The organism is Zunongwangia sp. HGR-M22, assembly GCF_027594425.1.
Classification (GTDB): domain Bacteria; phylum Bacteroidota; class Bacteroidia; order Flavobacteriales; family Flavobacteriaceae; genus Zunongwangia.
In genome coordinates, this window is record NZ_CP115159.1 from 103,146 (window position 1) to 115,982 (window position 12,837).

The 12,837-nt window shown below is 36.9% G+C and carries 6 protein-coding genes; all 6 read right to left on the reverse strand.

Annotated features, from left to right (window positions below; all coding sequences use genetic code 11):
• Positions 1 to 6 precede the first annotated feature (6 nt).
• The 6 genes from PBT91_RS00360 to PBT91_RS00385 all read right to left on the reverse strand — a co-directional run bounded on the left by PBT91_RS00360 (position 7) and on the right by PBT91_RS00385 (position 12,815).
• Entirely contained in the window at positions 7 to 2,403 is a 2,397-nt protein-coding gene (locus tag PBT91_RS00360; protein WP_270059830.1) for an ABC transporter permease, read from the reverse strand.
• Positions 2,404 to 2,439: 36 nt separating this feature from the next.
• Positions 2,440 to 4,854, reverse strand: a complete 2,415-nt coding sequence (locus tag PBT91_RS00365) for an ABC transporter permease (protein ID WP_270059831.1) — start codon at positions 4,852 to 4,854, stop codon at positions 2,440 to 2,442.
• A gap of 23 nt (positions 4,855 to 4,877) precedes the next feature.
• On the reverse strand, positions 4,878 to 7,304 hold the full coding sequence (locus PBT91_RS00370) for an ABC transporter permease (protein ID WP_270059832.1): 2,427 nt from the start codon (positions 7,302 to 7,304) through the stop codon (positions 4,878 to 4,880).
• A 32-nt stretch (positions 7,305 to 7,336) separates the two neighbouring features.
• Positions 7,337 to 9,682, reverse strand: coding sequence for an ABC transporter permease (locus tag PBT91_RS00375; RefSeq protein ID WP_270059833.1), 2,346 nt, complete (start codon positions 9,680 to 9,682; stop codon positions 7,337 to 7,339).
• Between the two features lie 11 nt (positions 9,683 to 9,693).
• The gene (locus tag PBT91_RS00380; protein WP_270059834.1) at positions 9,694 to 12,051 is read right to left on the reverse strand and encodes an ABC transporter permease; all 2,358 of its coding nucleotides are present in this window, start codon (positions 12,049 to 12,051) and stop codon (positions 9,694 to 9,696) included.
• Between the two features lie 74 nt (positions 12,052 to 12,125).
• On the reverse strand, positions 12,126 to 12,815 hold the full coding sequence (locus tag PBT91_RS00385; protein WP_084842275.1) for an ABC transporter ATP-binding protein: 690 nt from the start codon (positions 12,813 to 12,815) through the stop codon (positions 12,126 to 12,128).
• Between the last annotated feature and the right edge of the window lie 22 nt (positions 12,816 to 12,837).

The following is a 12,837-nucleotide window of genomic DNA, read 5'->3' on the forward strand; positions in this document are numbered from 1 at the left end:
GAGGTTTTATTCTGTTCTTAAAGATTTAACGGGATTGGTGATTGCCGCTTTGATGGCCTGGAAGCTTATGATTAGCAATGTTAAGCTTAATGCTCCAACAGCGGCTACAATAAAAATCCATAATGAAATATCGGCACGATATGCAAATTTCTGAATCCACTGATGCATTAGATAAAAGGCAATTGGCGATGCGATAAGTAAGGCTACCACTACCAGAGAGACAAAATCTTTAGACAATAATACCCATAAGTTAGCTACTGATGCACCAAGTACTTTACGCACTCCAATTTCTTTGGTTCGCTGCTCGGCAACGAAAGAAGCCAGACCAAACAATCCTAAGCAACTGATAAGCATTGCTAATAGCGTAAATATTTTAGCCAGGCTGGCAATACGTTCTTCTTCAGCAAACTTTTTAGCATATTCCTGATCTACAAAATCATAAGAAAAAGGTGAATCAGGGAAATAATTCTTATAAACTTCTTTAATAGTAGCTAAGTTTTGTTGAACACTTTGGTTTTGGTTAAGTCTTAAATTCCAGTAACTCGCACTTTGATATTTATCAAATGCATAAACTGCTTGTTTTATTGGGCTGTAAGGAGATTGTGCAATTACATCTTTAACAACGCCTATAATTTTATATTCAGTATAGTCCACACCAATTTTCCCAGAGGCTAAAGTTTGCCCTACGGGATCTTGCATATTCATAAACCGGGCTGCAGATTCGTTAATAAGAACAGCAGCGGAATCTGAGGGATATGCTCTCGAAAACCCTCTTCCTGAAATCAAATTGAGACCTAAAGTTTCTACGTATTCATAAGAAACCATAGAGTAACTAAAATCGGCCTGAAAATCCCGGGGTTTGCCGGGCCAAGAGAATCCAGAGCGAGTTGACCAAACTTCAGTAGAAGGGCTACTGGAAGATGCCATTTCTGTAACTGCTCCTGATGCCATAAAAGCATTCCGCATAACATCGGTCTTGCCCCAAAAACTAACTCCTCTAAGCGGAATTTGAATCAATCCGCTGGTTTTGTACCCTATTGGTCTATTTTTACTAAATTCAATTTGAGACATTACAATTAGAGTCCCAATGATTAATGCTATTGAAACACTAAATTGGGTGACCACTAAAACTTTTCTTGGAAGTGCAGCCATTTTACCTGTTTTAAAAGTTCCTTTAATTACTGTAACTGGTCTAAAAGAAGACAAATACAGTGCGGGATAAGCGCCGGAAAGCAGCGCGGTTATCATTATAAAAATTAAAGTTGTAGCCCAAAAAGACAGGCTTTTCCAAGGGAAATGGATTGTTTTGTTTGATAGTTCATTAAACGGACTTAAGAATAGTAATACAAGACCAACAGCAAGGATAAAAGCAAAAATTACGACCAAAAAAGATTCGCTTAAAAATTGTTTGATAAGCTGATTTTTTGAAGAGCCTATTGCCTTACGAATACCAACTTCCATTGCTCTTTTCTCTGAACGAGCTGTGCTTAGATTCATAAAATTAATACAAGCCAGGGCCAAAACTACAAAACCAATGATGCTGAATAACCATACATTTTCTATTGGGCCACCACTTTGTTTTCCATTTTCAAAGCTGGTGTATAAATGCCAACTATCCATTGGCCATAGGAAAAATTCAGGATTATATTTTTCTTGTTCAGGATCTTGGTCTTTTTTAAGTGGTGCTATTAAGCCTGAAACTTCGCTAATTTTTACATCATCGGCCAATTTTACAAACATTTGGAAAGAATCGTTACCCCATTGATTTGATGCATTTTTTATCCATTCGCGATCTGCATAAAGTGACCAGGGCATTAAATAATCTAAACTGCTAAAATCATTTCCTTTTGGGATATCTTCAAAAACACCAGCCACGATCATTTGGTTTTCATTGTCTACAGTAAGCATTTTTCCTATTGGATCCTTATCTCCAAATAATCTGGTCGCAGCACTTTTAGAAAGTAGTAAAGAATTCTTATTGTTTAATACTTCAGATTGTCCACTAATAAACTTTAGGTCAATTATATCTGTAAATTCAGGTTGTACAGAATATCCATTCATTACAAGAGTGCTGGCGTCTACTTTCATAAATCGCTCGCCTTCCCAGGAAGCCATACTTATATCTTCAAACTTATCATTAAATTCCTCTCTTAGAGCAAATTCAAGAGGTCGTGGTATGGCATTATCGGTGTCTACTTCACCGTTATATTCAATATTTTGGTACACCTGTGCAATTCGATTCCTGCTTTTGTAATAAGAATTATAATTGAGTTCATCTACAACCCAAAGTCCAATCATAAGCGTTACTGCCATCCCTAATGCCAAACCAAAAATGTTAATAGTAGAATAGGCTTTATACTTTAAAAGATTTCGCCATGCGATTTTGATATAGTTTTTGATCATAATTTTTTGATTGATTCTAAACCTGTGAGGTTTAGTTTATTCTGTTCTTAGGCTTTTTACCGGATTTCGCAAAGCGGCTTTTATACTTTTAAAACTTATAGTGATTAATGCGATTGCCAAAGTGATGATCGCAGCCATTAAAAATTGCCAAACGCTCAAATCTATTCTATAAGCAAAATCCTGTAGCCATTGATGCATAAAATAATAGCCAATGGGGAATGCAATTAGAAACGCTATAAAGATCAATTTGATGAATTCTTTGGCAAGCATTACTACGATCTCGCCAACATTAGCACCTAAAACTTTGCGAATTCCTATTTCTTTAAAGCGCTGTTCTGTTGCGAAAGTGATTAGGCCAAATAAACCAAGACAGGCCACAAAAATAGTTAGCAGGGTAAATATGCTAAGAATCGTACCCATTTGTTGCTCCTTGCTATAGGTTTGCGAAAAAGCCTCGTCTAAAAATGAATACGAAAAATCTTCATTTTCGTTAAAATTCGACCATTTTTCTTCAGCAAAATTTAAGACCGAAGCAATGTTGGCATTTTTCGTTTTTAAGATTAATCCGCCGTAAGGATTATAGGCTAAAACCAAAGGATCGATCTCGTGATGTAAAGATTTAAAATGAAAGTTTTTAATAACACCAATCACGGTAAATTCTTCATTTTCGGGGTCTGCTGTACGTTTAAAGGTTTTTCCTATCGGGTTGTCGCCAAGGGCTAAGATTTTAGCGGCTTCTTCATTGATAATGGCCTTATTTGCTTCATTTTTTAATTCCGAAGAAAAATTTCTACCTTCAATAAGTTCTAATCCCAGGGTTGCGATATAATCTTCATCGACGTCGTAAAAGAAAAACTTCCGCAAATATTCGTTATTCTTAAAAATACCACGCAAATGATTGTCTGTTTCTCCTGCAGGAACAAAAGCAGACCTGCTCACGCTGGCGATATTGGGATTTTTTAGCAGTTCTTTTTTATAAGATTGTACTTTGGTGCTGCCCATTCTGTACGCATCCCTAAGTACGATTACCTGTTCTTTATCGTAGCCTAATTTTTTATGCTGAATAAATTGCATTTGCTTATACACCACGATGGTTGCAAGAATCAGTGATGCCGAGATAACAAACTGAAACACCACCATGCTGCTACGTAAATTATTTCGTTTCCCAGAGGCTGAAATATTGTTTTTTATGGCCAGTAAAGGTTTAAAAGAAGAAAGCACGAAGGCGGGATAAGCGCCTGAAAAAAGGCTTACCAAAACAACGAAGCTTAGCAATAACAAAACACTTTTTAAACTGAATAAATTCAGCAACTTCAACTCTTTTCCCGCCAGGTTATTAAAGTAAGGTAAAACCAGGGCGATTAAACCAACAGCGAGTATGATAGCGAAAAGCGTGGTAATAAAAGATTCGGTTAAAAACTGAGTGACCAGTTGCTTTTTTGCTGAACCTAAAACTTTACGAATTCCCACTTCACGACTGCGCTTTGTAGCGGTTGCTGTAGCCAGATTCATAAAATTGATGCAAGCAATAAGCAGCATAAAAATGGCAATGGCACTAAAAATATATATGTATTTAATATCTCCGGAAGCAGAAATCTCGGTATTTGGTGCAAAATCTGAGTGTAAATGAATAGCTGTTAATGGCTGAAGAAATAGTCCTATTTGGTTATTCTTCTGAAATTCTTCATACGAAATTCCAATAGCCTGCTGCACCTGTTCTCCCATATACTTTTTCATAAGTGCCGGGATTTGATTTTCTACAGCGCCAAGTTGGGTATTTGGTTCCAGTAATAAATAGGTGGCAAAACCAGAGTTGACCCATAAATTAGAATTTGCACGTTCATTATGATGCATAGGAATAAAAACATCCATTTGTAGATGGGTGTTATGCGGCATATCCTGAAGGATAGCAGTAACTTCAAGATCTACTTCTAACTCCGGAACGGTAATGCGTTTTCCTATCGGGTTCTTGATGCCAAAATATTTTTTAGCTTCAGAGGAAGTCAGTACTACACTATTAGGGTTTTCAAATGGCGATTTTGTATCTCCTTTAAGGAATTTAAGATCGAAAACATCAAAGAAATTAGAATCTACATAAGCTGCCTTTATATTTTCAAAAGAGGTGTTGTTATACCGAATTACGGGATTATAAACTTTACTTAATCGTGTAGCGTCTTTCACCTGCGGAAGATCTTTCTTAAAGGTCTTGGCGATAGGAGCAGCTACTACCGCTTCTTTAAGCTCTTCGCCATGTATGTTGCCACGAAGTACAACCCGGGCAATGTCATCGGCATTATCATAAAATCGATCATAACTCAGCTCGTCCCAAACATAGATCGCGATTAAAATACAGCTGGCCATTCCGATAGCAAGACCACCGCAATTCAGAAAAAATGAGGACTTATTCTTAAGCAGATTCCGCCAGGCGATTTTGATATAGTTTTTAAACATGATTGATGAAGTTTTAAGATGAATTATTCTGTTTTTAAGCTTTTTGCAGGATTGATAATTGCTTTTTTAGCAGATTGAATTCCCACGGTTAACATAGCGATGCCAATTACTATGGAAGCTGCTAAACAAAATACCCACCATTGTATTTCTATACGATGTGCATAATCCTGAAGCCACTGTCGCATAGCATACCAGCCGATTGGAAGTGCAATAACAATTGCGATGGAAATGGTTTTTAAAAAATCTTTAGAAAATAATAGCACAATAGATTGTACCGATGCGCCAAGTACTTTCCGAATTCCTATTTCTTTTACGCGCTGTTCGGTTACCTGAACGATCAACCCAAAAACACCCAAAGCGGCTAGGAATAAACTAAGCGCACTAAAGAAGCTGAAGAATTGTAAAAGTTTGGTTTCGGCCTCGTATTGTTTTTGTAACAGATCTGAAACATTATCGATTTCCAGAAGCTTGTAAGGATAAAATTCTTGCCATAATTCGTTGATTTTAGCTCTAACTTTTGTCTCAGATCCGGGTTTGATGCGCATGAGTAGGCTTCCACGATCTGGATTTTTATCAGCCTGAATCACGATTGGTTTTGCGCTGGTTCTAAGATTTTCATTATTAAAATTGCTCACAATACCAACAGGCGTTGCTTCCAAATCTTTATTAGCGACATTTAATTGATCAACTTTTAGAAGTTTTGCAGCCTGAGCGGTAATTAGAGATGGTCTTTTCTCCAACTCAGCTTTTTTGGCCGAATCCATTTCAACATAAAAACTTTGTGCGAGGACATCACCGCCAAAATCATTGCTCAGAAATCTTCCTTTTTCAATTTCTAGCCCTAAAGTTTCAGCTAGGTCGGTATCGGCGAACATATACCAGATCTCCACTTCATCACCAGTTTTGTCCGGACTTTCAATTCTTCGATTCATACTTCCGCCACCACCAGAGGGAATCCAAGAAGAAATACTCGCATTTTCTACAAACGGACTTTTAAGTAATTCGTTTTTAAAACTCTCGCCTTTATTTTGCCAGGTATTATACTTAATACTTAGAAGATTAGAAGCATCGAACCCAATATCTTTAGATTTCAAAAGTATTACTTGTTGGTTGACCACGATCATAGCGATAAGTACAACCAATGAAATTGAAAATTGAAAGATTACAAGCCCTTTTCTTATAAACTGAGTTTGGCCCGTGCCGCTAGATCTAAATTTCTTGCGCAATGAAGCCAAAGGATTTATTCTTGAGATCAATAGCGCAGGATATAAGCCCGTAAGGATGCTTAAGGCGAAAATCGATGAAATGGCGCATAAAAATAATAATGCAGAATTGCTGAAAGTAAGCGCCAACGGATGATCGATATAACTTACGATTGCCGGTAAACTTAACTGATAGAGCACAAAAGCCAGAATGCCAGAAATAAGAAAGAACAATCCAGATTCTGCTAAATATTGGGAAATAAGCTGAAATCGATCTGCTCCTAAAACCTTTCTAACACCGGTTTCCTGCATTTTATGAGAAGCTCTTGCAGTAGTTAGATTGATATAATTGATGCAGGCGACAACCAATAATAAAATTGCTATCGCACCCAAAATATAAAGTTTTTGAGCACTTCCTTTATAGGTTTGATTATTAGCAAAATCAGATTTTAAATAAATATCCTGTAAAGGCTGTAACTCAAATTTATCTGGATGGTCCGCTTCGGTATAATTTGAATACCAATCATTGAATTTTGTCTCAAACTTTGTTTTATCTATATCGTTTTTTAGGCTCAGATAATAACTTTGAAAGAAACCAAATTGTTGCTTATTAAGCAATTCTGTTCTGGGTTTACGAAGATAAATCACCTCTCCTTTAAGATGTGTGTTTTTAGGAATATCCTTGAAAATTCCCGTTATAAGATATTCGTTAGGCTCATTGCTGTAGGAAGGAAGATCTTTGATGTTTTCACCAACCGGATTTCTACCGTTAAAAAATCTTTTTACCGATGCTTCTGAAATGATAATATTTGAAGTTCCTTCAACCAAATTCTCTGGATTTCCTGAAGTAATCTCAATACCAAACATCTCCAAAAATGAAGGATTGCTATAAATCACCTTGGTTTTTGTGCCTTCACCCTGAATATTTCTAAAACTAAAATTGGTATCAAATTGCTCGATGGTGGTAATCGCCTCCACTTCCGGGAAATCTTTTAAAGCGATATGAGTTCCTGATAGTGCATAATCTCCTTTTTCTAGAAGCTCACCATCCCGAGTATTTATAGTATTCAGCCTAAAAATCCGGTCTTTTTTGGTCCAAAATCGATCATAAGAAGATTCATCGATCACCACAGTAGTCACGGCAAGACAGGCAGCTAATCCAATCGTTAACCCAATAACATTAATTAAAGAATAAGTGCTGTTCTTAAGAAGATTTCGCCAGGCGATTTTTATGTGATTTTTGATCATGATGTCTTCTAATTTGATTGATGATTGTCTATTTATTCGCTCCTTAAAGATTTTACTGGATTAGTAATAGCAGCTTTAATAGCTTGAAAGCTTACGGTTATGAGTGCGATTAGAATCACTAATAAACTGGCACCTATAAAATTTTTCCATTCAATATTAATACGATATGAAAAATCCATAAGCCATTGATCCATAGTATACCAACTTATAGGTATAGCTATGAATATAGCAATAACTACTAGGGTAATAAATTCTTTAGAAAGTAGTTGGACAATAATTATAGAGTTTGCGCCCAGTACTTTACGAATACTAATTTCTTTAGCACGATTTTTAGTCATATAGGTGGCTAGTCCAAAAAGACCCAAACAGGATATAAATATGCTAAGACCGGCAAAAAGTGAAGACAGGGTAGCTATTTGCTGCTCATCTTTAAATTTTTGAGCATAATCTTGGTCTACAAAGTGGTATACAAAAGGATATGCAGAATTATAATTATTGAAAACCTGCTCTAAAACTTTTAAGTTTTCGAGAGTACTATTCTGAGGATTTAACCTTATAACCATGTTATAGTTATGCTCTTGGTTACCGAATATAAGCATAGGCTTCGCCTCGCTATAAGGAGATCCTATAATAAAGTCTTCAAAAACCCCTACAATTTTCAAAGTTTTGTCGTTATCACGTATCAACTGGCCAATAGGATCTTCAAACCCCATTTTTTCTGCTGCAGTGGTGTTTATCATTACAGATGAACTATCTGCGGGAAATTCACTAAGATCGATGTCACGTCCTTCTTTAATTTTAAGTCCCATGGTCTTTGCAAAATTACCACCGGTACGATATAAAGTGAAGTTTATACTTTCCTGTTGCATACCTTCCCATTGAAAGCCGGAACCATTACTGCCATTGAGAGTTACGTCCCAACCTGTTTTGCTAATTGAGGTGACTGCATTTTGCCTAAGTAAATCATTTTTAATCAAATCGTAATTTTTTTTGATATCACCTTCTATGTCAACTTGGATCAAATTATCAATATTATATCCAGCATTCCTGTGCTGTGTGAAGTTAATTTGACGATAAATAATACTGGTAGCAATTACTAAGATAATACCTATAGAGAATTGAAGGATTACTAGCACTTTTCTTGCAGAAAAGGATTTTCTTGATCCACTTAATGATCCTTTTAAATTTTTGATTGGAGGAAAGGAAGATAGAAAAAATGCGGGATAAAGGCCTGCAAGTAATCCAGTAAGTAAAACAGTACCTAATAATCCTAGCCAAAGTAACGGATTGGAGTACTGGATATTTAAAGAGCTATCGATAATTCTATTAAAAAACGGAAGACTTATCATGGCTACAGCTAAAGCAGCTATACCACCCATTATTGTAAGAATTAGAGATTCGCACAAAAACTGACTAACTAGTCGATATTTTCCTGCTCCAATAATTTTACGAACGCCCACTTCCCTAGCGCGACTACTGCTTTGAGCAGTACTTAAATTTATAAAATTAATACAGGCTATCCCTAAAATTAGAATACCTATAATAATCATAAGTCTTACTGTATCAATACGGCCTCCTGCCACTTTTCCATTCTCAAACTGCGAGTATAAGTGTAGTCTGCTAACAGGATGAAGAAAAATCTCCCAATTATATTTTTCTGAATTATCGGGTACTAGATTTTTAATTTTATTATTAACATCGTTTATTTCAGTATTAGGCTTTAATTGAACATAAGTATAATAGGTGTTTATACCCCAATTATTCATTACAGTTGGACTTAACTTAAGTGGAATCAAGTAGTCGAAATCAAATTCGGTATTTGCCGGTAGGTCTTTTAATACACCAGTAACTTTATAATTATTTTCATTATCGATTTTTATCACCTTGTTTATGGGGTTTTCCTTTCCAAAGAGCTTTTGTGCCATTGTTTTGGTAATAACAATATTATTTTCCCCATCCAAAGCATTCTCGGCATTCCCTTGCAGAAGAGGGAAGCTAAACATATTCAAAAAAGAATCATCTACTTCGTTTCCAGTAGCTTTAATCGAGATGTCATGAAAACTAAATAAGCGTTCGCTGCTCCAGTAAATTCTTGCTGTATTGGCTACCTCAGGGTAATTTTCTTCTAAAGCTTTACCTAATGGCCCAGATGTAACATCCCAAACACTAATGTCTCCAACTCCTGCGCTGCGATTGTATACTTTATATAGTGAGTCTAAATTAGTATGAAAACGATCAAAACTTAATTCGTTTTCTACCCAGATACCAATAAGAATGACTGCCGTCATACCAATAGCGAGTCCCAAAAAATTTATAGCTGAAAACACTTTATTCTTCCAAAGATTTCGCCAGGCGATTTTGATATAATTTTTAATCATGACTGATGAATTTATTCGGTTCTTAAGGATTTAACAGGGTTTTGAATTGCAGCTTTGATCGCCTGAAAGCTCACCGTTACCATGGCGATACCAATAGCGGCAATACCCGCAATTACAAATACCCAGGCGTGAATTGATATGCGGTAAGCAAACCCTTGAAGCCAGGTGTACATAATATACCACGCTAGAGGGACAGCGATTAAAATGGCCACAACTACGAGAACCAAAAACTCTTTGGATAGCAAGCGCACGATACCGGCAACGCTAGACCCTAAAACTTTGCGTACCCCTATCTCTTTGCGGCGCTGTTCTGCTGTGTAAGCTGACAGTCCAAAAAGGCCCAGACAGGATATTAAGATAGCCAACAAGGCAAAAATTCGAGAGAGATTACCTATCAATTGTTCGCTTTTGAAACGTGCATCAAAAGCATCATCAACAAAGCGGTATTCAAAAGGATACCCGGGGTTATATTCTTTTAATGTTGACTCAATGCTTCTCGAAACCTCGGTTGTAGCGTATTTTGGGTTTGTTTTTAAATACATGTACTGTGCTTCAGGTGGATAATTATAAAACATAACCGGATCACTGGTTCCGTACATGTCGCCGTATAAATAGTCATTAGTCACCCCAATGACGGTATACATATCCCCGTACCGGTCTATAGTCTTGCCCAGTGCACTACCAGTGCCCATCAATTGTGCAAAAGATTCGGTGATAATAACGTGCGAACTGTCATTTACAACTACAGGACTAAAACCACGTCCCTCAATCAATTCGATTCCAGTTGTTTTAAAATACTCATCATTTATGTATCTATAAGAAACAAGTACATCTTCAGTATTGCTCCCTCCCTGCCATCTTAAACCAGAGCCGTTATTCCCCGCAGAAAGTATATTAGAATTTGACAATCCTAAACCAGTAATCATCCCTGTATTTTTAAAACTTTCTGCTATAGCCTTTCGGTTTTTGATCAAATCACCATTTACTGGTATCTCGATCAGGTTGTCTTTATTAAGTCCTAAATCACGATTTTTCACATGTTGCACCTGCTGGTAAACCAGTAACGTACTAATGATAAACACTATAGAAATCACAAACTGGGTAATGACCAGACCTTTGCGAATAAACCCGGCTCCCTTAGACTGGATTCGGTTTCCTTTAAACACGTCAATAGGTTTAAAAGAAGAGAGGTAGAACGCAGGATATAAACCTGCAAATATCCCACAGGTTAGGGTTATAACTAAAAGCGAAAGCAGATGCGATGGTATAGTTAAATCCAAAGCAATTTGTTTGTCTATTAACGCGTTGAATGCCGGAATAATGAAGATCAAAATTAAAATACTTAATAAAACTGCAAATATTGCAATCATCAAGGCTTCCGTTATAAACTGAAAAATTAATTGCTGCTTGTTTGAACCTAAGGTTTTACGCACGCCTACCTCATTTGCCCGCTTCTCGCTACGGGCAGTTGCTAAATTCATAAAATTGATGCAGGCAATAACTAAAATAATAAGCGCTATAAAACTGAACAACCGCACATATTCTACGCGACCACCTACCACTTCACCATCTTTAAAATCTGATCGTAAATGCCAGTTTTTTGCTTCATGTAAAATTGCCTGAGTGTCTTCATCGCCGGTTTTGGCTGGTAAGATGTGTTTGACTTTTTCATTAACGCTTTTGAAGTCAGCATCCGGTGATAACTTTACAAAGGTCTCTGTAAAATTGCTGCCATATTCCTGCGTCCAGGGTTTGTCGTATGTAAAATTCTCAAATGGAACCAACCAGTTAAAACTATAGGTCGTATTTACCGGCAGGTTTTCAACCACACCAGTTATTTTAAAATTGTCCTGTTGATTAACCCGGATTACTTTTCCTAAAATATTGGTTGGATTTTCAAAAAGAATTTGCGCTACCTGTTTTGTAATTACAATACTTTCTTTCATCTTGAAAGCATCAGTAGCATTGCCCTCTATAAATTTTAAATTAAACAGATCAAATATATCTGGATCTGCATAAGAACCGGAACTGCTTATTGAAGAAGAGTTTACGGTAAACAGGAAATCTCTATTTCGCAATCTTGCAGCTTTGGTAATCTCTGGAATTTCAGTTTTTAAAGCTGCGGCTAAAGGTCCCGGAGTTGCCTGAAAAAAGGTACGTTTCTGTCCTTCATAGACCTGATTGGTAGGTACGCTGTAAACCAGTTCCTGATCTGCGACAATGGTGTCAAAGCTCATTTCATCTTCTACCCAAAGTAGGATCAAACTGGCACAGGTGATCCCTAAAGCTAGACCAAAAATATTGAGTGCGCTATATCCCTTTTTCTTCCAAATATTCCGCCAGGCGATTTTGATGTAGTTTTTAATCATGATGAATTGGTTTTAGGCTTGATAACTTCCTAAGTTGATATTGATTTTAATTGATGAATGACCCCTTAAAATAGCTAATGTTGATATTCAGCCAGTATATTTTCGGTTACTTTTTGCCCGTCTAACATTCTTATGATTCGATGACTGTATTTGGCATCGTGCTCGCTGTGCGTAACCATGATGATGGTGGTTCCGGCAGCGTTTAGTTCGGTTAACAGATCCATAACTTCGTTTCCGTTGCTACTATCCAGGTTTCCCGTAGGCTCATCTGCAAGAATAAGTTTAGGATTATTTACTACCGCACGGGCAACGGCCACACGCTGTTGTTGCCCACCCGATAATTGCTGCGGAAAATGCTTTCTACGATGCATAATTTGCATTTTCTCTAACACTTCGTGTACTCGCTCTTTACGCTCCGCCGGTTTTACACCAGTATAGATTAAGGGAAGTTCTACATTTTCGAAAACACTAAGCTCGTCGATAAGGTTAAAGCTTTGGAATACAAAACCAATATTGTGTTTTCTAAGATTTGCTCTTTTACGCTCGTTAAATCCGGCAACTTCGATCCCATTAAAAATATAACTTCCACCATCAGGGTCGTCTAAAAGCCCCAAAATATTAAGCAATGTTGATTTTCCGCAGCCCGATGGCCCCATAACCGAGACGAATTCTCCTTCTTTTACTTCAAAAGAAAGTTTGTTGATGGCGATGGTCTGAACTTCGTCTGTACGGTAAAACTTTTCGAGATCTGTTATTTTTATCATGATGAATTTTTTGTCTGTATTG

Bases quoted from the DNA above. Each gene is read 5' to 3' on its own strand.
- PBT91_RS00385 (WP_084842275.1), bottom strand. From the start codon at position 12,815: ATGATAAAAATAACAGATCTCGAAAAGTTTTACCGTACAGACGAAGTT.
- PBT91_RS00380 (WP_270059834.1), bottom strand. From the start codon at position 12,051: ATGATTAAAAACTACATCAAAATCGCCTGGCGGAATATTTGGAAGAAA.
- PBT91_RS00370 (WP_270059832.1), bottom strand. From the start codon at position 7,304: ATGATCAAAAATCACATAAAAATCGCCTGGCGAAATCTTCTTAAGAAC.
- PBT91_RS00360 (WP_270059830.1), bottom strand. From the start codon at position 2,403: ATGATCAAAAACTATATCAAAATCGCATGGCGAAATCTTTTAAAGTAT.
- PBT91_RS00365 (WP_270059831.1), bottom strand. From the start codon at position 4,854: ATGTTTAAAAACTATATCAAAATCGCCTGGCGGAATCTGCTTAAGAAT.
- PBT91_RS00375 (WP_270059833.1), bottom strand. From the start codon at position 9,682: ATGATTAAAAATTATATCAAAATCGCCTGGCGAAATCTTTGGAAGAAT.